The organism is Pseudomonas sp. IT-P294, from assembly GCF_949767865.1.
In the GTDB taxonomy this organism is placed as follows: Bacteria; Pseudomonadota; Gammaproteobacteria; order Pseudomonadales; family Pseudomonadaceae; genus Aquipseudomonas.
The window spans coordinates 306,242-325,299 of record NZ_CATKQW010000011.1 but is presented as its reverse complement, the minus strand read 5'-3'; the positions used below and the strand labels follow the sequence as shown (position 1 = coordinate 325,299).

The window sequence follows — 19,058 nt, the reverse complement described above, 5'->3', positions numbered from 1 at the left end:
GAACGATCAATACCTGTGGGAGCGAGCTTGCTCGCGATAGCGGCATTACAGGCAACACCACAACCGACTGACAGGGCCTCATCGCGAGCAAGCTCGCTCCCACATTTTGGCGATGTACACCCCTGGCTCCTCACCACTCATCAGGTCGAGCGTTAGCTCGCCTTCCGCTTTTGATCTTGATCTGCCCCGTCGGAAGGCCGAACGCAGGTTCTGCGCAGTGGGCAACCCGGCATGGATGCCGGGTTAGCCGCCCCCGGCCATGGATGGCCGATGGCGGCGGGCCCACGGAGCAGGACCGGAGTGAGGGTATGCCGAGCCTAAGCGAGGCACCGTACGTCAGGGGCGCTGGCGCTTGGTTACTTGGCGCTTCTCCAAGTGACCCGCCGTAAAGGCGGAACCAATAGCAGCCGTAACCACAGAAACGGATATGTACCCAACCCCAAAACCTTCTTAAGTAGACAGCATTACACCAACCCCAACAGAGGCTCGCCAACAACAGCTATATAAACGAGATTCGCAGGATCCGTTTACAATCCCCACACCTCCCGCACCGGCCCCCCCATGGACATCGACCTCGCGCGCACCTTTCTGGAAATCGTCCGTCACGGCAGCCTCGCCGCGGCGGCGGAAAAACTCCACGTCACCCAGACCGCGATCACCGCGCGCGTACAGAAACTCGAAAGCCAGCTCGGCAGCACACTGTTTGTGCGCAACCGCGCCGGTGCGCGCCTAACGCCCAACGGCGAAGCCTTTGTGGTGTACGCCAATCAACTGGTCCAGACCTGGGAAGCCGCGCGGCGGGATCTGCCATTGCCAGAAGGCTACCGCGACGTGCTGCACATTGGCGGCGAAGTCAGCCTGTGCAACCCGCTGATGCTCAGTTGGGCCGGTGAACTGCGCGAGAAGATTCCCAGCCACGCCCTGCGCATGGAAATCCGCGATGGCGAAAACCTGTTGCGGCAACTGGAACTGGGTGTGCTTGACGCCGCGCTGGTCTATCAGCCCGAGTATTGGCCGCGCCTGCAAGTCGAACAGATCCTCGAAGAAAAACTCATCCTGGTGAGCCTCGCCGGGCGCCCCGATCCTTACGTGTACATCGACTGGGGCCCGGACTTCCGCCGCCAGCACGATGCCGCCCTGCCGGAAAAAGCCAAGGCTGCCTTGAGCTTCAACCTCGGCCCCTTGGCCCTGCAGTACATTCTCGAAAATGGCGGCAGCGGCTACTTTCGCACGCGCGTCGTCCAGAGTTACCTGGAAAGCGGCGTGCTGAAGCCCGTGCCCAAGGCGCCCGAATTCAGCTACCCGACCTACCTGGTTTACTCGCGTGATCGCGACTCGGCGACCCTGCAGCGGGCCTTCGATTTGTTGCGTGAAGTCATCAAGACTGATGACGACTGGTCCCAGCGCTGGGATCCGCTGACCTGACACACCGGAGCATGGCGCTTGTGTCCTTGAGGTTGTTCCAGTATCGAGGGGCAGATCAGCTAATCTGCGGTTATAACAATAACCAAAGGTGAGCGCAGTGAGGCAGACCACCCAGGCATTCCGCAACCGCTATCGAGCCGACATTCATCCGCACTACAACCCTTGGCTGCACGGCGCTTTCGTGTTGCTGTTCGGGTTACTCGCCATTGGCGGATTCTGGAGCACCGTGCATCAGGTCCAGCCGCTGGAATGGCTGGCGGTGCCACTGACATTGCTGTTCTTCAACTTCGGCGTGTACGTGGTGCATCGGCATCTGGGGCACCACAAAAAGAGCTTCGCGCGGATGTTCTACGCCCGTCATGCAGGCGACCACCACAGTTTTTTTGCCCCCGGCCACATGACCTACGACAGCGCCCGGGACTGGCGGGTGATCCTGTTTCCAGCCTGGCTGATCGTGTTGCACACCGTCGTTATCACCCTGCCCCTCTGGTGGCTGATGGGCCGCTTCGATAGCAACGTCGCCGGATTGTCGGCCGGCTGCCTGGTGCTCGGCTACCTGACCTATGAGGTGTTTCATGCCTGCGAGCACTTGCCTGCGAGCAACCCGGTCACACGGCTGCCGTGGATTCGCCAGATGCGTCGCCTGCATGAACTGCATCACCGTCGCGAGCTGATGCAGGAACGCAATTTCAATATCGTGTTTCCACTGATGGATTACCTGTTCGGCACCCTGTATTGGGAGCCTGAGCACGACACTCAGCCACTGACGAGAACGGCCATGACCCGCATGCAGCACCAGATCGCTATCGCCGGCAATCCGATTGACGTGCTCGCCTACGCCAGCACCGTGACCCGTTGGCCGCAGTGGCATCCGTCCTCCCTCAAGGTCGAGGGGCAAAGCGGCCCTTTGCATGCCGGCGCGCGGTTCGAAGAAGACATCCGGGCCGGCGGGCGTGACGGCCACTTGAGTTGGGAGGTCAACGAATACTTGCCAGGCCGGCGCTGGAGCGCTTGGGCGCGGGGCGATCACGGGCTGTCGCTGGTGGTGACGTACGAGTGCGAGGCTGATGGCAATCACACCCGCTTTATCCGTACACTGGACTACCAGTTCGCCGGCCTGGCGATGCGTATCGCCAATCGCCTGCTACTCAGGCGGCGCATCGAGCGTGAATCCTCGGCGTCGATGCTGGCCTTGCGAGAAATGGCGCAAAAACACTTGACCCCGGCAGGAGCCACCGCGTGAGAAGAGCCTTAAGGTTTCGCAATCTACTGCTGTTATTGATCGTTGCCCTTGGCGTCTTTTTACTGTTGTTCCCGACCAAAGTCCGGCCGGTAGCCTGGATTCCCGCACCAGCCCCCTCTCTCACCGTCGGCGTGTATGCCGACAATCAACGCCTGAAAGGCGTGCAGCGTGTCGGTCCTGCGGGCATTGAAGGACCAGAGGCGCTGTTGCTGGAGGAAAACGTGCTGATCACCGGCCTGCACAACGGACGAGTGATTCGTACCAGCCTCGACGGCAAGGACACCCAGATTCTGGCCGTTACCGGCGGCCGGCCTTTGGGCATGGCGCGGCACCCCAGTGGGCTCTTGGTGATTGCCGATGGCGTCAAAGGCTTGCTGTCGCTGGATGCTCATGGGCGCTTGTCGGCGTTGTCCACCGAGGCTGGCGGCGTGCCCTTTGGATTTACCGACGACGTGGCCATCGATAAATCCGGGCACTACGCCTATTTCAGCGACGCTTCCAGTCGTTGGGGCTTGGGCAAGGATGGCGAGGCGATCATCGAGCATGGCGGTGACGGTCGGTTGTTGCGCTATGACTTTCAGTCCGGCAAGACCACGGTGCTGCTCGATAAGCTGGAGTTCGCCAACGGCGTGACTCTGGGACCGGATGACAGCTTTGTGCTGGTCAACGAAACTGGCGCCTATCGCATCAGCCGTTATTGGCTGAGCGGACCGAAAGCCGGCACCCATGACCTGTTCATCGACAATTTGCCAGGGATGCCGGACAACCTCGCATTCAACGGTCGCGACCGGTTCTGGGTGGCACTTTATGCACCACGTAATGCGCTGCTCGACGCCACGGCGCCACACCCCTTTGTACGCAAGTTGATCGTGCGGGCGTTGATGCTGCTGCCCAAACCGGTGGAAAAACGTGCGTTCGCGCTGGGACTGGACGTCGACGGCAAAGTGATCGCCAATTTGCAGGATGCGAGCGACGGCAATTACTCGCCGATTACCACGGTGCGTGAGTACGGGGACTGGCTGTATCTGGGCTCGCTGAAGGCCAACAACATGGTCCGGTTGCCGCTGAGCACCGCCTTGCAGAAATAACCCCAATCGAACTGTGGGAGCGAGCTTGCTCCCACAGGGGATTTGTATTGATTCGATTAACGCGGATCGCTCTCGTTATCGCGCACGGCGTTGTCCGTCTCTTCCAGCACCCGCTCAGGGTCCATCGCGGTGGTGTCGTCCTCATTCAGTGGACGCACGCCTTCGTTGTCCGGCAGTTCGTCGACGCCCGGTTCGTCTTCGGGGTTGACCGCCGTGCGGCCGGGGCTGAGAGGTTCGGGACGGGTGGGAATCGGATCGTATCCACCCTGCTCTTCACTGGGGAATTTTGGATCGGGCATTTGGCACCTCGCAGGGAGTCGAAAAAGGTCGGACTCTGATCTTTCGAGGTGCCGGTATTTACCCCCGTTCCAATTTTTCGGTCACCGGTGGTCGGTGGCTTGACGTGGAGGGTCAGGAGGAAGACTGGAGTTGTTTGACGATCTTGTCCTTGACCAGCACACGCGCCTCCTTGAGCTTTTTCAATACGTCATCGCTGGGCGCATCTGATTTTGCGGTCTCAGCCTTGACTACCTCGGCGTCCGCTTGCGAATACTTGTTGATCAGCGAATCCAGTACTGGATCCTTGGAGCGTTTTTGCTGGATATCTTCCTTTGAAATTTTCAGGTCCTGATAAAGGTCATGTATCACCGGCATGGAACACCTCCGTTATTGATCGGCAGCAAACGCGATTTATTGCGTTTACCAACTATCAGAATGGCCTCGGTTACCGTGTTCTGTCGACCGTCTATCAGACCAGCGGTGTCCGTTCGTCGTCCTGTCGCGAACGCGATAAAACCTTTGCCTGAGCGCCAGCCTTCACTGAATAAGATCCCCCGGATCGCTTTCACAATCGGGTGAAGGCTCACGAAGAAACCATCGAGCTGTTCAAAAAAAGCAGGCCGCATCGATGGAAGAGGTTTGCCAGCGCCTAGGGTTCGCGCCAACAAAACAGCGCTGCGCAGGATCATCGTCATTAAATCGCCGTGTGTCTGTGCACCTACTAAAGTTACCGGCAACTGCCACGGGGATTAAATAATCCACGGGCACGACTAACTATTGCGTACGGCAATTGTCATTGATTCACGCCGGTGTTTTTTTGGGGAATCGGCACAGCATTTTTTCAGGAGCTCAGACACATGGCAGCACTGCATATCGGCACTCTCGATGCGATGAAAAGCAACCAGACACAACTGGTTGGCGACTGGATGACCAGTCAGGAAGCCACTGGCGCAACCCGCAACTTGAAAGAACACGACCTTAAACAACAGACGTCGGAATTTCTGCAACTGTTGATCGCCGGTCTGGAAAACGGCAACGGCCCGAACGTCAACGCGCCGGGCTGGGATGACATTCGTCAATTCCTCGAAAAGCTCTCCCACAGCCGCGCCCTGTCGGGCCAGGATTCACACCAGACCGCCAGCTTCATTTTCTCGCTCAAAGGCCCGATGTTCGGTCTGTTGCAACGCCACTACGAAGCCAATCCAGCCATGCTCGCCGAGCAACTCTGGGAGGTTTCCGAATTGGTCGACGCGCTGGGCATGCACACCATCCGCACCTTCCAGAAATCGCGCGAAGCGGTGATCAAGCGCCAGCAGGAAGAACTGCTGGAACTCTCGACCCCCGTGGTCAAGCTCTGGGACGGCGTGCTGGCGCTGCCGATGATCGGCACCCTCGATTCGCAACGTACTCAAGTGGTCATGGAATCCTTGCTGCAACGGATCGTCGATACCGGTTCGGAAATCGCCATCATCGACATCACTGGTGTGCCGACCGTCGACACCCTGGTGGCTCAGCATTTGCTGAAAACCGTGACCGCGATTCGCCTGATGGGTGCCGACTGCATCATCAGCGGCGTGCGTCCACAAATCGCCCAGACCATCGTGCACCTTGGCCTGGACCTGCAAGGCGTGGTCACCAAAGCCAACCTTGCCGATGCACTGAAACTGGCCCTCACCCGTCTGGGAATCACCGTCAGCAAGTCGGTATAAGCCGATGGAACGCATTCCAATTCTGCAAATGGGCGATTTTTTGCTGGTGACCATTCAGGTCGACATGCATGACCAGCTCGCGATGACCCTTCAGGACGATCTGTCGGAACGTATCAATAAAACCTCGGCGCGGGGTGTGCTGATCGACATCTCCGCGCTGGACATGGTCGATTCGTTTATCGGCCGGATGATCGGAACGATCTCCGGCCTGTCGAAAATCATGGACGCCGAGACCGTGCTGGTGGGCATGCAGCCTGCCGTGGCGATCACCCTGGTGGAGCTGGGGCTGACCCTGCCCGGCGTGAGCACCGCGCTGAACGTCGAACGTGGGATGAGGCTGCTTCAGGAACGAGTACGTGAGCAATGAACGTCCGTAGCAGCGGTACGCAAGCGATTAATATCGAGCAGGATGTGGTCCTGGCACGACAGACCGCGCGCAAGCTCGCTACGGAGTGCGGCATGCGCCTGATCGACCTGACCAAAATGGTCACCGCCGTCAGCGAGCTGGCGCGTAATACGATGGTGTATGGCGGCGGTGGCGATATGGATTGGCAGATCCTCGATGAAAATCCCAGAGTCGGTTTGCGCCTGACCTTTCGCGATGATGGCCCGGGCATCCCGGACATCAAATTGGCAATGACCGATGGCTGGACCTCCGGCAGCGGTCTGGGCCTGGGGTTGACCGGGGCCAAACGTCTGGTGGACGAGTTCGAACTGGACACCGCGCCCGGCAAGGGCACTCGCATAACGATCACCCGATGGACATGAAGATCACGGGTTCGATGACCCAAGTGCTGTTGATCGAGGACGTCAGTCAGATCGGCCATGCCCGGCGCACGGCGCAAAGGCTTGCCGAAGACAATGGCTTCGACGCCACTGACGCAGGACGCGTGGCGCTGGTGATTACGGAGCTGGCGAGCAATGTGCTCAAGCACGCCACCCGTGGTGAATTGCACCTGCGGATCCTGCCCGGCAAAAAAGCCAATGGCATCGAGATCGTCGCCGTGGATCGTGCGCAGGGTTTTGACTTGCAGGCTTGCCTGACTGACGGATTTTCCACTGGTGGCACTCAGGGCATTGGTCTGGGCGCGGTGTCACGTCAGACGGAGGTGTTCGATGTCTACGCCGACTCCCGGGGTGCGGTGATCCTGGCCCGTTTGTATTCCCATCGTGACAAAGACTCGGATCTGCGCTGGGGCGTCAGCCAGCATTCGTTACACCATGACCCGGCGTGTGGCGATGTCTGGCACCTGGCGATTGACGGTCCAGACCTCAGCGCCTTGGTGATCGACGGTCTGGGCCATGGCGAAGAAGCCGAGCACGCCGCACGCGCCGGTGAAAAAGCTTTCGCGCTGGCGCCATTCGCCTCGCCGCTGTTGCTGCTCGAAGACATCCATCAGGCCATGATGGGCACCCGTGGCGGTGCATTGGCGATTGCCCAGTTCCACGGTCACCTCGACAAACTCACCTTTACCGGTATCGGCAACATCGGCGCCAATCTGGTCGCTCCGGGCAAGTCCCGCGGCATGGCATCCCATCCGGGCATCGTCGGCGGGCAGTACCGCAAAGCCCAGCCCTTTGAATATGCTCACGTGAACGGACAACTATTGATCATGTACAGCGACGGCCTGCAGTCCCGTTGGAACCTGCAAGATTACCCCGGCCTGGTGCATCGTCATCCGGCGGTCATCGCCGCTGTCCTGCACCGCGATTTCTGTCGCGGCCGGGACGACGCAACGGTCCTGGTCATTGCACTGGAGGCTGGCCATGACTGAATTGACCGCCCTTTCGAGCGAAGACCAAGCGGCGCTCATCGAACGCTTGCAGAGTGAGGCCGCTTCCCTGCGCGAAGAGCTCGAAGAAACCAATCAGGGCGTGCTCGCGCTGTACGCCGAACTCGATACCCAGGCCGAAGAGCTGCGTCAGGCATCAGACCTCAAAAGCCGCTTCCTCTCGTACATGAGCCATGAATTTCGCACGCCGCTGGGCTCGATCCTGAGCATCGCCAGCCTGTTGATCGATGAGCTTGATGGCCCGCTGAGCCCCGAACAACACAAGCAGGTCACGTTCGTCAGCACCGCCGCGCGGGAGTTGAGCAATATGGTCGACGACTTGCTCGACCTGGCAAAAATAGAGGCTGGGCGCATCACCATCTCACCCGCCTGGTTCGACATGCTCGATTTGTTCGCCGCCCTGCGTGGCATGTTTCGCCCGATCGTCGACGCTACGGCAGTGGACTTGATCTTCGAAGAACCGGTCGGCCTGCCGCGCCTGTACACCGATGACAAAAAGCTGGCGCAGATCCTGCGCAACTTCATTTCCAATTCGCTGAAGTTCACCGCGCGCGGCGAAGTGAGGATCTCGGCGTCGCTGGAGGGCGAAAACCAGGTGCGCTTTGCCGTCAGCGATACAGGAATAGGTATCGCTGCCGAGCTACATGGTGCATTGTTCGAGGACTTTTCCCAGGTCGACTCTCCGCTGCAAAAACGCTTGCGCGGTACCGGGCTGGGCCTGTCCTTATGCAAACGCTTCGCTGCATTGCTCGGCGGCGAAGTCGGGGTCGAAAGTACGCCGGGGGTCGGCTCGACCTTCTTCGTGATCATCCCGCTGGCCATCGCCATGGAGCCTGCCGATGAAACGTGACATTCGCCTGTTGATCGTCGACGACAATGCCGCCACGCGCTACGCCCTGCGTCGACGCCTGGAGCCGCATGGCTACAGCGTGCTGGAGGCCGGAACCGGCGGCGATGGCCTGGCAATCATCGACAGTGAGCAGATCGATGCATTGATTCTGGACGTCAACCTGCCCGACATGAGTGGGTTCGACATTGTCCGTAAACTGCGCTCGGAGCCTGCCACGGCCTTGTTGCCGGTGATTCACGTGTCGGCCGCCTCGATTCAGACCGGTGACATCATCACCGGCCTGGACGCCGGGGCCGATGCCTACCTGATCCACCCCGTGGACCCGGACGTGTTGCTGGCGACCTTGCGCACCCTGCTGCGGGTGCGTGAAACCGAAAACGCGCTGCGCGAAAGCGAGGCGCGGTTTCGCGAGATCTTCGTCAACGTCTCGGCGCCCATCGCCGTGCTGGACGCCCAGTTCAACGTCCACGAATGCAACCACGCGTTCGCCCGACTGATCCAGGACAACCGCGATCCGCAGACCTTGCGCGAATGCTTCGCAGACCAACAGGAGGCGATCCTCGACGAATTGCGCTTGCGCCTGACGGCGGGCGAGCGCTGGAAAGGCACCTTGAACATCCGGGTGGAGGGCGAACTGCGGGAAACCGAGTGGCAGATTTCGCCGTATCGCACCCCTGAGTTGAGCCTGGTGTTCGTCGAGGATGTCACCGAGCATCGCCACCGGGAACGTTCGCACCTGGCCCAGCTCGATGACGCCACCTCGCAGCTGGAACATGAGATTGCCGTGCGCGTGCGCACCGAGGCCCAGCTGCTGCAAGTGCAGAAAATGGACGCCCTGGGCAAGTTGACCGGCGGCATCGCCCACGACTTCAACAACCTGCTGACCGGCATCATCACCAGCCTGGAATTGATCCAGAAACGGGTGGCCAGCGACCGTACCGACAAGGTCCAGTTTTACGCCGAAGCGGCGTTGAACTCGGCCATGAGCGCCGCCTCGTTGACCCATCGCTTGCTGGCCTTTGCCCGCCAACAGCCACTCGACACGCGACCGGTGGACATCAACGAACACATCCGCTCCCTCGAAGAGTTGCTGATGCGCACCATCGGCGAACACATTGCGCTGAAACTCGAACTGACCTCAAAAGCCGCGATTGCACTGGTCGACCCGATCCAGCTGGAAAGCGCCGTGCTCAACCTGGTGATCAACGCCCGCGATGCCTTGCCGCACGGCGGCAATATCTGGGTCAGCACTTATGCCGCGTATTCCCACGGTGATCTGAAGCTGGCGGACGGCGCCTACGTTGCGTTGTCGGTGCGTGACGACGGGACCGGTATCGAACACAGCGTGATCGACAAGGTTTTCGATCCGTTTTTCACGACCAAACCGTTGGGTCAGGGCACCGGGCTGGGGTTGTCGAGCATTTACGGCTTCGCCCGCCAATCAGGTGGCGATGCGCACATCCGCAGCGTGGCCCGCCGTGGCACGGAAGTGACCATCATGCTGCCTGCCAGCACGGATCCGACCACCGCTGAAGCGGCGCGGGTAGCCGTGGATAACCAGGGGGCGGGCGAGCATGTACTGATTGTCGAAGACATGCCGTCGGTTCGCATGTTTGTTGCAGAAGTGCTGGCGGACGCCGGTTATCGTTGCACTCAGGTCGGCGACATCGACAGTGCACTTGAGCGCCTGCAAAACGACCCCTCGATCGATCTGATGCTGACCGATGTGGGGCTGCCGCGCATGAATGGTCGAGAACTGGCGGATGTCGCCCGTGGCTGGCGCGAGAGTTTGCCGATCCTGTTCATGACCGGTTATGCGGAAAACGCGATCAACCGCCAGGTGTTCCTCGGCGATGGCATGGAGATGTTGATCAAACCGTTTCAGATCAACGAGCTGCTGGACAAGGTACGGCTCACCCTCGGCTACGCCTGATATTCGCCTTTCCAGGATCGTTCCCACGCTCCGCGTGGGAACGATCATCGATCATTGACTCCCAAGCACCCGGGCCAGAAACGGGGCCGTGCGGCTCTTCTTGCTCTTCGCCACTTTCTGCGGTGCGCCGGCCACGACAATCTTGCCGCCCTGATCCCCCGCCCCCGGTCCGATATCGATCACCCAGTCACTCTGCGCCACCACGCGCATTTCATGCTCCACCACAATCACCGTATGCCCCGCCACCACCAGCGTATTCAATTGCTCCAGCAGCCGATCCACGTCCCGGGGATGTAAACCGGTCGTAGGCTCATCGAGCACATACAACGTCGCTCCCCGCTGATTGCGCTGCAGCTCGGTGGCCAGTTTGATGCGCTGGGCCTCGCCGCCCGAGAGCTCGGTCGCCGGTTGCCCGAGGCGCAAATACCCCAGACCGATATCGCGCAAGACCTCCAGAGAACGGCGAATACCCGCCTGCTCGGCAAACACCTCGACCGCCTCATCCACCGTCAGTTGCAACACCTGGGCGATGTTCAAGCCTTGCCAGGTGACTGCCAGCGTCTGGGGGTTGTAGCGTGCGCCGTGGCACGTCGGGCATGGCGCATAGACGCTGGGCATAAACAGCAACTCGACGCTGACAAACCCTTCACCTTCGCAGGTCGGGCAACGGCCCTTGGCAACGTTGAAGGAGAACTGCCCGGCGTCGTAGCCCTCGGCTTGCGCCGCAGGGGTGGCGGCGTACAGCTTGCGCACGTTGTCGAACAGCCCGGTGTACGTCGCCAGGTTCGAGCGCGGCGTGCGGCCGATGGGTTTCTGATCGACCTGCACCAGGCGCTTGATCGACTCCAGCCCCGCCGTGACCTGACCGCCGCTGAGTTGCGGCGCATCGTCCTCAAGGCTCAATGCTTCAGGCTCGCTGTCGCTGGCGGCACGGCCAAGATGCGCGCCCACCAGCTCCAACAGGGCCTGGCTGACCAGGCTCGACTTACCCGAGCCTGAAACACCGGTTACGGCGGTAAAACAGCCCAGCGGAAACTCGACGCTGAGGTCGTCCAGGTTGTTGCGCGTGATGCCTTCCAGCTTTAACCAGTCCGTCGCCTTGCGGCTCGTTCTGGTTTCGCTGACCTGATCGGCGAACAGGTAGGCGCGGGTCTGGGAATCCTTGACCTGGGCCAATCCCTGCGGCGGTCCGCTGTACAGAATCCGGCCGCCATGCTCACCGGCGGCCGGGCCGACATCGATCAGCCAGTCCGCACGGCGCATGGTTTCCAGATCGTGCTCAACCACAAACAAGGTGTTGCCGGCCGCCTTCAAGCGTTGCAGCGCTTCGAACAACGCTTCGCCATCCGCCGGGTGCAGACCGGCCGACGGTTCATCCAGCACGTAGATCACGCCAAATAGCTGCGAACCCAATTGAGTCGCCAGCCGCAAGCGCTGCAACTCGCCGGAGGACAATGTCGGCGTGCTGCGATCCAGGGCCAGGTAACCCAGCCCCAGATCGGTCAAGGTGCTGACCCGCTCGAGCAAGTCCTGTGCGATCCGTTGCGCGGCCAGGCGCTTTTCCACCGACAGGTTTGGCGTATGCCGCACGTCCGGCGCATTGCCATGTCCGCTGGCGCCGTGAGCCACGCGCTGTTCACGGGCCTCGCGGGTCTGGAGATGGGTCAATACTTCACCCGCTTCGTCGGCCTGTTCGAGGTAGCTTTGCGCCGCCACCGGCTTGAGCACATCGGCCACTTGCAGCAACGGCATTTGCGATAACTCACCGATGTCGTAGCCGGCAAACGTCACCGACAACGCCTCGCGCTTGAGGCGTTTGCCGTCACACAACGGGCAAGGGCTGCCGAGCATGAATTGTGAAACACGCTTCTTCATCAGCGCACTTTGCGAATGACTGAACGTGTGCAGGATGTAGCGTCGCGCGCCGGTGAACGTGCCCTGATAACTGGGCTCCATTTTGCGCTTGAGCGCGACTCTGGTTTCGTCTGGTGTCAGCCCGGCATACACCGGCACGGTCGGTGTTTCTTCGGTAAAGAGAATCCAGTCACGCTGTTTTTTCGGCAGGTCGCGCCACGGTTTGTCGACGTCATAGCCCATGGTCACGAGGATGTCTCGCAGGTTTTGCCCCTGCCACGCCGTGGGCCAGGAAGCGACCGCGCGTTGGCGGATGGTCAGGCTCGGGTCCGGGACCATCAGCGCTTCCGTGACGTCATACACCCGGCCCAGGCCATGACATTCGGCGCACGCCCCTTGAGGGGTGTTGGGCGAGAAGTCCTCGGCATACAGCATCGGCTGTCCCGGCGGGTAACTGCCGGCGCGGGAATAGAGCATGCGAATCAGGCTCGACAGCGTCGTCACGCTGCCCACCGAAGACCGCGTGCTCGGCGTACCGCGCTGCTGTTGCAGGGCCACGGCCGGTGGCAGGCCTTCGATGGAGTCAACGTCCGGCACGCCGACCTGATCGATCAGACGCCGCGCATACGGCGCCACGGACTCGAAATAGCGACGTTGCGCTTCGGCGTAAAGCGTCGAGAACGCCAGCGACGACTTGCCCGAACCCGAGACGCCGGTGAACACCACCAGCGCATCCCGGGGAATGTCGACGTCGACGTTCTTGAGGTTGTGTTCACGGGCACCGCGCACCCTGACCATGCCGGAAGGAGGAGTTGAAGTGCGCTTGGAAGTCATCGATTGGCCTTAAATAAATTACAGAAAATCTATTGATCGTTCCCACGCTCTGCGTGGGAATGCCTCTTGTGACGCTCTGCGTCACGCTTCTGGGACGCAGAGCGTCCCGGGCTGCATTCCCACGCGGAGCGTGGGAACGATCTGTCCACAGTCAGCCGCTGAGGACTGTGCGGACCATTCGGGTCAGTGCTTGCGGCCCATACGGTTTGGTCAGCAAAAACGTCTCGGGGCTGAGCTGATGATTGCGCGAAATGATGTCGCGCGTGTGGCCGGAGGTGAACAGCACCGTCACGGGAGGATTCTGCACTTTGGCCCACGCCGCCAGGTCCGAGCTTTTGATCAAGCCGGGCATGACCACGTCGGTGAAGATCAGGTCGACCGTCACGCCCTCCAGCAACATCTGCATCGCCTGATCGCCGTTGGCCGCGGTCAGGACTTGATAGCCCTCTTCGCGCAACAGTTCCACCGCCGTACTGCGCACCGCTTCATTGTCCTCGACCACCAGAATGGTTTCGTGCCCGCCCCGAGCGACTGGATCTCGCAGCGTTGATTCACCGGGCAAGGCACGCAAACAGCGTGGAAAGTGCAGATGCACCCGAGTGCCCTGCCCCACCTCGCTGGAGATATCGATATGCCCGCCGCTCTGCTTGACGAAACAGAACACCATGCTCAACCCAAGCCCGGTGCCCTGACCGTCGGCCTTGGTGGTGAAAAACGGTTCGAACGCCTGCTCGAGCACTTCGGGCGTCATGCCAGCGCCCGTATCGGCCACCACTACGCGGACATAATCGCCAGGGACAAGGCCCTTGCCGGCACAGAATTTACGGTCGAGCGTCACATTCTCGACGCTCAGTTCGATGGTTCCTTCGCCCTGCATGGCGTCACGAGCATTGATCGCCAGGTTGAGAATGGCGTTTTCCAACTGGTTACGGTCGACGTTGATGTTCCAGGCATCCTGAGGCACGTCCACTTCGATCTGAATGGTTTCCCCTAGCGCGCGCTGCAAGAGCTCTCCGACCCCTTCGAAGATCTGCTGTGGATTGCACACCGCCGGCGACAACGGTTGACGACGGGCAAACGCAAGCAATTGCGAGGACAGTTTGGCGCCGCGCTCGACCGCCGCAATCGAAGCAGTGACCCGGCGCTGCACATTGGCATTGTCCGGCTCATGCCGTGCCAGCAAATGCAGATTGCCAGCGATCACTTGCAACAGATTGTTGAAGTCATGGGCCACGCCGCCGGTGAGGCCGCCGATGGCTTCGAGTTTCTGCGACTGGCGCAGTTGTTCTTCCGCCGCGAGCCGCGCTTCGACTTCGTCGGCCACACGCTGCTCCAGGTTGCGGGTGAACTTGAGCAGCGACTCTTCGGCCATTTTGCGTTCGTGAATGTCGATCAACACGCCAGGAAAGCGCAGGGGTTCGCCTTGCTCATTGAACTGGCACCCACCGCTGGCGAGTACCCACAAATAACTGCCGTCGGGACGCAGCACCCGGTATTCGGCGTTAAAGGGCACGCCTGTGGCGACTGACTGCTGGAATTGTTCGTTGACCCAGTTGCGGTCGTCAGGATGAATCCGTGACTCGGCAAGATCCGCCGGCAAGTCGGCCAGGTTCTGCTCCGACGGAAAGGAAAAGGTGCGGGCGAAGCGTTCATCGCCGGACAGCACATTGGCTTTGACATCCCAGACGAACGAGCCCAGCAAAGCCCCGGCATTGAGTGCCAGGCGTACGCGTTCGTTGTCGGCGCGGTAGGCATCTTCTGCTTCCTGGCGTCGGCGTTCGGAAATCACTCGCTCAGTCGTTTCCACCACCATCGCCATGACGCCGGCCGGACGCCCATCGTCGTCCGCGACCGGGCTGTAAAAGAGGTCCAGCCAGACCTCTTCGGGGATGCCATCACGCAGGAGCACGAGGTCTTTGTTACGGTAGGACAACGTGCCGCCGGCCAGGCAGGTATCGACCACGTGGCGGTTGAAGTCGGCCACCTCCGGCCAGCCCAGTTCAACCGGGGCGCCCAACAGATAGGGGTGGCGACCACCGGCGAAGGCCGAATAGGCGTCGTTATAAATCATGTAACCCGCGCGGCCCCAGAGCATCACCATCGGCAGCGGCGAAGCGAGCAATAACTGCACCGCGCTGCACAGGCTCCTGGGCCAGGTCTCGATGTTTCCAAGTTCAGTACGGCTCCAGTCGAACACACGAATACGGGCGGCCATTTCACCGTCCCAGCCTGCGCATCCGTGGCTATCAGATAGAAACTGCATCGACGGCTCAATATCCCTGAAAGTGGCTGACTAGCGGGATCGAAACCGCATGAAGACGGTGTGAGCCCGTTTGTTTCGAGCTTAACCGACGCCAATGGTTTCATTAGAGGTATAGCTGATTTTATATCTGCGAAGACCTCACACTTCGATCAGGTGCTTGAGCGGGTGATAGCCGGTTTTGAGCGTGGCGGCGACGTCGAGAATCGCCTTCTCGATGCCGTTCAAATGCATGCAGGTCAGCTCGATAGCGGCACTCTGATTGCCGGCCTCGATGTACTCGATCAACCGCAAGTGTTCGTCATCACGGCACGCCTCATGGCTGTCGTCATCCAGCGCGGCGGCGTACAGCGAGGCGCGGGAAATCAGCTTCTGGAACCAGTCCAGCAACACCGGGTTGTTAAGGCTTTGCGCCAGCTTGATGTGGAATTCGCCGAGCAGGTGAATCAGCCGCTCATGGTCGCCGCTGCGATGCGCTTCGTCCTCAAGCAACAGGTGATCACGCAGGTCCTGGGTCACCGCGGTGTCCCGTCGGCGACACAGTTCGCTGACGATGCCGATCTCGATCAGGCGCCGGGTTTCGAACAGCGAGCGGATCTCTTCGTCGCTTGGCAACGACACCGAAGCACCTTTATTGGGCTCGGTGGTGACCAGTCCGTCAGCTTCCAATTGCTTGAGCGCGGCACGAACCGACGTGCGGCTGACATTGAAAAGTTCGGCCAGTGACGCCTCGCCCAGCTTCATGCCCGGCCGCAACGAACGTTTGCTGATCGCCTCGTAAACCCCTTGGTAGACGCGATCGACCGTGGTCTCGAGTTTCTTCTCGGTCATTGGAAACACTCCTTTAGCGCTAAACAACCGGCCCCAGGCGATGAGCAGCCTTTGAAAAAGGGGGTTGCACGAGCAGATTAATCCGGTTATTTGTAGATTGCATCCAGATATTGCATACAATAATTAGAGGATTGCACCATTATGGGTCAACCAATAGCAATCGAAGTGCGTAACGTCTCCAAGCGGTATTCCGACGATCCGGGGCAAGCTCCAGCGCTCGACAACGTGTCGGTCGACATAGCCGACAACGAGTTCTTCACCCTGCTCGGCCCCTCCGGCTGCGGCAAAACCACCTTGCTGCGCACCATCGCCGGTTTCGAGCATGTCAGCGAAGGACAGATTCGCCTCGCGGGCGAGCCGGTCAACGATTTGCCTCCGTTCAAGCGTCGAGTCAACACGGTATTCCAGAGCTACGCGCTGTTTCCACACATGAGTGTTGCGCAGAATATCGCCTTCGGCCTCGAGATGCAGGGTCTTGATCGCGAGCAAACGGCCCAGCGTGTCAATGAGATGCTGGCGCTGGTGCAAATGCAACACCTGGCCAAGCGCAAACCGGCTGAACTGTCCGGCGGCCAACAGCAACGCGTAGCGCTGGCCCGGGCCTTGGCGCCCAAACCCAAAGTGCTGTTGCTGGATGAACCGCTGTCGGCGCTGGACCTCAAGCTGCGCAAGGAAATGCAGGTCGAACTCAAGCGCGTGCAGAAGGAAGCCGGGATCACCTTTATTTTCGTGACCCATGATCAGGAAGAAGCCCTGACGCTGTCCGATCGCATCGCCGTGATGTCCGCCGGCAAGATCCTGCAGATCGGTACGCCGAACGATATCTATGAACGTCCGCAACATCGCTTCGTCGCCCAGTTCATCGGCGACATCAACTTCCTCCCCGGCCACCTCAAGCGCGGTCAGCACAACGAAAAACTCTTTGTGCCCAGCGGCATGCCGGTGGAAATCCCCTGCCCGGCCCAAGGGTTCGAAGGTGCCGCGGTGCAATTGGCGTTTCGCCCGGAGCGTTCGCAACTGGTTGACCTTGAGCAACCGCATCACTTGCGCGGCGTGATCGAGGCGGTGTTGTACGTTGGCACCGCGACCCTTTACCAATGTCGGTTGAACAACGACATCAAAGTCATGCTGCGCGAGAACAATGAAGGCCTGAATCGCGGACGCGGGGTCGGTGATCGCGTCGCGGTCCACCTGCCGCCCCACGCCTGCCTGTTGATGGAGGCCTGAGATGAGCGTCAGCAGCACTTCTCCTGCCCTTAACCGTGCGTTGCTACTGAGCCCGGTGGTCCTGACGTTGCTCGCACTGATCGCAATCCCGCTGGGGATCATGGGCTATATCAGCCTGTTGCCGCGCAATGTGTACGGCGGTGTCGACTGGCAAGCCAACTGGCAATTGCAAAGCTATGTGCAGCTGTTTTTCCAGGAAGGTTTCGACGGTGAGCTGGAACTGAACTGGGTCTACGCACAGGCACTGTTGCGCTCGGTGTTCCAGGCCGGTGGCACGACCTTGTTGTGCTTCCTGTTCGGCTTTCCGGTGGCCTTGTGGATGTCGAGCCTGACGCCACGGCGGCGCAACCTCATGGTTTTGCTGATCACCATCCCGTTCTGGACCAACCTGCTGATCCGCAACTACGCGTGGCTGATCATCCTGCGCGAACAAGGCTGGGTCGCCCAGAGCCTCAATGCGCTGTTCCCGCAGGCCGGCGGCATCACCCTGCTCTACAACGACTTCGCGGTCAGCGTCGGGCTGGTCTACAGCTTCCTGCCGTTCATGATTTTGCCGATCTATTCGACCCTGGAAAAACTCGACTGGCGCCTGGTGGAAGCCGCCTATGACCTGGGCGCCAATCGCTGGTACGCGCTGAAACGGATCATCCTGCCGCTGTCGATGCCCGGGGTGATTGCCGGCGCGCTGCTGGTGTTTGTGCCGAGCCTCGGTGCCTTCATCACCCCGGCGATTCTCGGCGGCGGCAAGACGCTGATGATCGGCAACCTGATCCAGCAACAGTTCGGCACCGCGCGCAACTGGCCGTTGGGCAGTTCGCTGTCGTTCCTGTTGCTGGGGATTCTGCTGCTGTCGCTGGTGCTTTACGCGCTCTATAGCCGCAACGCCGCCAAAACTCTACGTCGGGGAGCCACCGTATGATCGCCCTGCACCTTAAAAAACTACCCCTGACCCGAGAAGTCAGCCTGTTGATCCTGGCCTACCTGTACGTGCCGATCTTTGTCCTGATCGCCTACAGCTTCAACGCCAACCGCTCGGCGACGGTGTGGACCGAGTTTTCCTTCGCCTGGTACGGGCGGATTATGGCCAACCCGTCGATCCAGACGGCAGCGCTGAACTCGATCATCGTCGCCACCATCGCCACGGTTTGCGCCACGGCCATTGCGCTGCTCGCGGCGCTGGCGACTTACCGGCCGTTCTACGGACAGAAAATGGTCGAAGGCGGGATCAACCTGCCGCTGATCCTGCCGGAGATCGTCACCGCCGTGGCCACCCTGCTGCTGTTCATGGCGCTGGGGATCAAGCTCGGTTTGCTGACGGTAATCGTCGCGCATGTCGGCTTCTGCATTCCCTTCGCTTACCTGCCGATTCGTGCGCGGCTCAACGATCTCGACAAGAGCCTGCTGGAGGCGGCGAACGATTTGTACGCCAACCCCTGGCAGGTGTTTCGGCGGGTCACGCTGCCGCTGCTGTGGCCGGCGGTGTTGTCCGGTTCGGTGCTGGCGTTTGTGGTCAGCCTCGACGATTTCATCATGACCTTCTTCGTCGCCGGCCCCGGTTCGACGACGTTGCCGGTGTACATCTTCTCCGCAATCAAGGCCGGCGTGACGCCGGAGATCAATGCGATCTCGACCCTGATGCTGGTGATTTCCATCGTGCTGGTGGTGCTGGCCTTCTGGCTGGGACAGCGCGGCAAACAACAATGAGCCTGGAGCCTGCTGTTATGAATAAAAA

Annotated in this window: 18 protein-coding genes; 12 read left to right on the top strand and 6 right to left on the bottom strand. The window is 60.4% G+C overall.

Annotation, left to right across the window (positions count from 1 at the left end; translation table 11 throughout):
• The first annotated feature begins 561 nt into the window (after positions 1–561).
• The 3 genes from ACM6I0_RS08950 to ACM6I0_RS08940 all read left to right on the top strand — a co-directional run bounded on the left by ACM6I0_RS08950 (position 562) and on the right by ACM6I0_RS08940 (position 3,756).
• Positions 562–1,425: a LysR family transcriptional regulator gene (locus tag ACM6I0_RS08950; RefSeq protein WP_414922053.1), complete on the top strand. Its 864-nt coding sequence runs from the start codon at positions 562–564 to the stop codon at positions 1,423–1,425.
• Positions 1,426–1,522: 97 nt separating this feature from the next.
• Positions 1,523–2,668 (top strand): sterol desaturase/SRPBCC family protein, encoded by a 1,146-nt coding sequence (locus ACM6I0_RS08945; RefSeq protein ID WP_414922052.1) that lies wholly within the window; start codon positions 1,523–1,525, stop codon positions 2,666–2,668.
• Complete coding sequence (locus ACM6I0_RS08940; RefSeq protein ID WP_414922051.1) at positions 2,665–3,756, top strand: SMP-30/gluconolactonase/LRE family protein; 1,092 nt, start codon at positions 2,665–2,667, stop codon at positions 3,754–3,756. Before ACM6I0_RS08945 ends, ACM6I0_RS08940 begins: the two co-directional genes overlap by 4 nt.
• A 56-nt stretch (positions 3,757–3,812) precedes the next feature.
• On the opposite strand, the gene ACM6I0_RS08935 is transcribed toward ACM6I0_RS08940, so the two are convergent.
• The 3 genes from ACM6I0_RS08935 to ACM6I0_RS08925 all read right to left on the bottom strand — a co-directional run bounded on the left by ACM6I0_RS08935 (position 3,813) and on the right by ACM6I0_RS08925 (position 4,730).
• Positions 3,813–4,055 (bottom strand): hypothetical protein, encoded by a 243-nt coding sequence (locus ACM6I0_RS08935; protein WP_414922050.1) that lies wholly within the window; start codon positions 4,053–4,055, stop codon positions 3,813–3,815.
• 112 nt (positions 4,056–4,167) lie between these two features.
• Complete coding sequence (locus ACM6I0_RS08930) at positions 4,168–4,410, bottom strand: DUF465 domain-containing protein (RefSeq protein ID WP_285434510.1); 243 nt, start codon at positions 4,408–4,410, stop codon at positions 4,168–4,170.
• The gene (locus ACM6I0_RS08925) at positions 4,401–4,730 is read right to left on the bottom strand and encodes a hypothetical protein (protein WP_414922049.1); all 330 of its coding nucleotides are present in this window, start codon (positions 4,728–4,730) and stop codon (positions 4,401–4,403) included. Before ACM6I0_RS08925 ends, ACM6I0_RS08930 begins: the two co-directional genes overlap by 10 nt.
• Positions 4,731–4,892: 162 nt before the next feature.
• Here ACM6I0_RS08925 and ACM6I0_RS08920 point away from each other — a divergent pair, with 162 nt between their 5' ends.
• The 6 genes from ACM6I0_RS08920 to ACM6I0_RS08895 are packed head-to-tail and all read left to right on the top strand — an operon-like array spanning position 4,893 to position 10,320.
• Complete coding sequence (locus tag ACM6I0_RS08920; RefSeq protein ID WP_285434508.1) at positions 4,893–5,744, top strand: STAS domain-containing protein; 852 nt, start codon at positions 4,893–4,895, stop codon at positions 5,742–5,744.
• A gap of 4 nt (positions 5,745–5,748) precedes the next feature.
• A complete protein-coding gene (locus tag ACM6I0_RS08915) occupies positions 5,749–6,111 on the top strand; it encodes an STAS domain-containing protein (protein WP_414922048.1) in 363 nt (120 codons plus the stop codon).
• A complete protein-coding gene (locus tag ACM6I0_RS08910) occupies positions 6,108–6,512 on the top strand; it encodes an anti-sigma regulatory factor (RefSeq protein WP_285434505.1) in 405 nt (134 codons plus the stop codon). Before ACM6I0_RS08915 ends, ACM6I0_RS08910 begins: the two co-directional genes overlap by 4 nt.
• Positions 6,509–7,519: an ATP-binding protein gene (locus ACM6I0_RS08905; protein WP_414922531.1), complete on the top strand. Its 1,011-nt coding sequence runs from the start codon at positions 6,509–6,511 to the stop codon at positions 7,517–7,519. Before ACM6I0_RS08910 ends, ACM6I0_RS08905 begins: the two co-directional genes overlap by 4 nt.
• Positions 7,512–8,387: a sensor histidine kinase gene (locus tag ACM6I0_RS08900; RefSeq protein WP_414922047.1), complete on the top strand. Its 876-nt coding sequence runs from the start codon at positions 7,512–7,514 to the stop codon at positions 8,385–8,387. Before ACM6I0_RS08905 ends, ACM6I0_RS08900 begins: the two co-directional genes overlap by 8 nt.
• The gene (locus ACM6I0_RS08895; protein WP_285434502.1) at positions 8,377–10,320 is read left to right on the top strand and encodes a response regulator; all 1,944 of its coding nucleotides are present in this window, start codon (positions 8,377–8,379) and stop codon (positions 10,318–10,320) included. Before ACM6I0_RS08900 ends, ACM6I0_RS08895 begins: the two co-directional genes overlap by 11 nt.
• Before the next feature lie 51 nt (positions 10,321–10,371).
• Here ACM6I0_RS08895 and ACM6I0_RS08890 read toward each other — a convergent pair whose 3' ends face one another.
• From ACM6I0_RS08890 to ACM6I0_RS08880, 3 genes are all read right to left on the bottom strand, one after another.
• On the bottom strand, positions 10,372–13,008 hold the full coding sequence (locus tag ACM6I0_RS08890; protein ID WP_414922046.1) for an excinuclease ABC subunit A: 2,637 nt from the start codon (positions 13,006–13,008) through the stop codon (positions 10,372–10,374).
• 151 nt (positions 13,009–13,159) lie between these two features.
• Complete coding sequence (locus ACM6I0_RS08885; protein ID WP_414922045.1) at positions 13,160–15,271, bottom strand: ATP-binding protein; 2,112 nt, start codon at positions 15,269–15,271, stop codon at positions 13,160–13,162.
• A gap of 138 nt (positions 15,272–15,409) precedes the next feature.
• Positions 15,410–16,099 (bottom strand): GntR family transcriptional regulator, encoded by a 690-nt coding sequence (locus ACM6I0_RS08880; protein WP_208668658.1) that lies wholly within the window; start codon positions 16,097–16,099, stop codon positions 15,410–15,412.
• Between the two features lie 141 nt (positions 16,100–16,240).
• On the opposite strand from ACM6I0_RS08880, the gene ACM6I0_RS08875 reads away from it, so the two are divergent.
• From ACM6I0_RS08875 to ACM6I0_RS08865, 3 genes are read left to right on the top strand one after another with little or no spacing between them, the layout of a single operon-like run.
• Entirely contained in the window at positions 16,241–17,326 is a 1,086-nt protein-coding gene (locus ACM6I0_RS08875; RefSeq protein ID WP_414922044.1) for an ABC transporter ATP-binding protein, read from the top strand.
• A gap of 1 nt (position 17,327) precedes the next feature.
• Positions 17,328–18,245, top strand: a complete 918-nt coding sequence (locus ACM6I0_RS08870; RefSeq protein WP_414922043.1) for an ABC transporter permease — start codon at positions 17,328–17,330, stop codon at positions 18,243–18,245.
• Complete coding sequence (locus ACM6I0_RS08865; protein ID WP_414922042.1) at positions 18,242–19,030, top strand: ABC transporter permease; 789 nt, start codon at positions 18,242–18,244, stop codon at positions 19,028–19,030. The genes ACM6I0_RS08870 and ACM6I0_RS08865 overlap by 4 nt, the downstream gene beginning before the upstream one ends.
• Positions 19,031–19,058: the final 28 nt, after the last annotated feature.

Bases quoted from the DNA above. Each gene is read 5' to 3' on its own strand.
- ACM6I0_RS08870 (WP_414922043.1), top strand. From the start codon at position 17,328: ATGAGCGTCAGCAGCACTTCTCCTGCCCTTAACCGTGCGTTGCTACTG.
- ACM6I0_RS08905 (WP_414922531.1), top strand. From the start codon at position 6,509: ATGAAGATCACGGGTTCGATGACCCAAGTGCTGTTGATCGAGGACGTC.
- ACM6I0_RS08930 (WP_285434510.1), bottom strand. From the start codon at position 4,410: ATGCCGGTGATACATGACCTTTATCAGGACCTGAAAATTTCAAAGGAA.
- ACM6I0_RS08885 (WP_414922045.1), bottom strand. From the start codon at position 15,271: ATGCAGTTTCTATCTGATAGCCACGGATGCGCAGGCTGGGACGGTGAA.
- ACM6I0_RS08935 (WP_414922050.1), bottom strand. From the start codon at position 4,055: ATGCCCGATCCAAAATTCCCCAGTGAAGAGCAGGGTGGATACGATCCG.
- ACM6I0_RS08900 (WP_414922047.1), top strand. From the start codon at position 7,512: ATGACTGAATTGACCGCCCTTTCGAGCGAAGACCAAGCGGCGCTCATC.
- ACM6I0_RS08890 (WP_414922046.1), bottom strand. From the start codon at position 13,008: ATGACTTCCAAGCGCACTTCAACTCCTCCTTCCGGCATGGTCAGGGTG.
- ACM6I0_RS08925 (WP_414922049.1), bottom strand. From the start codon at position 4,730: ATGACGATGATCCTGCGCAGCGCTGTTTTGTTGGCGCGAACCCTAGGC.
- ACM6I0_RS08950 (WP_414922053.1), top strand. From the start codon at position 562: ATGGACATCGACCTCGCGCGCACCTTTCTGGAAATCGTCCGTCACGGC.
- ACM6I0_RS08865 (WP_414922042.1), top strand. From the start codon at position 18,242: ATGATCGCCCTGCACCTTAAAAAACTACCCCTGACCCGAGAAGTCAGC.
- ACM6I0_RS08910 (WP_285434505.1), top strand. From the start codon at position 6,108: ATGAACGTCCGTAGCAGCGGTACGCAAGCGATTAATATCGAGCAGGAT.
- ACM6I0_RS08895 (WP_285434502.1), top strand. From the start codon at position 8,377: ATGAAACGTGACATTCGCCTGTTGATCGTCGACGACAATGCCGCCACG.
- ACM6I0_RS08875 (WP_414922044.1), top strand. From the start codon at position 16,241: ATGGGTCAACCAATAGCAATCGAAGTGCGTAACGTCTCCAAGCGGTAT.
- ACM6I0_RS08880 (WP_208668658.1), bottom strand. From the start codon at position 16,099: ATGACCGAGAAGAAACTCGAGACCACGGTCGATCGCGTCTACCAAGGG.
- ACM6I0_RS08920 (WP_285434508.1), top strand. From the start codon at position 4,893: ATGGCAGCACTGCATATCGGCACTCTCGATGCGATGAAAAGCAACCAG.
- ACM6I0_RS08915 (WP_414922048.1), top strand. From the start codon at position 5,749: ATGGAACGCATTCCAATTCTGCAAATGGGCGATTTTTTGCTGGTGACC.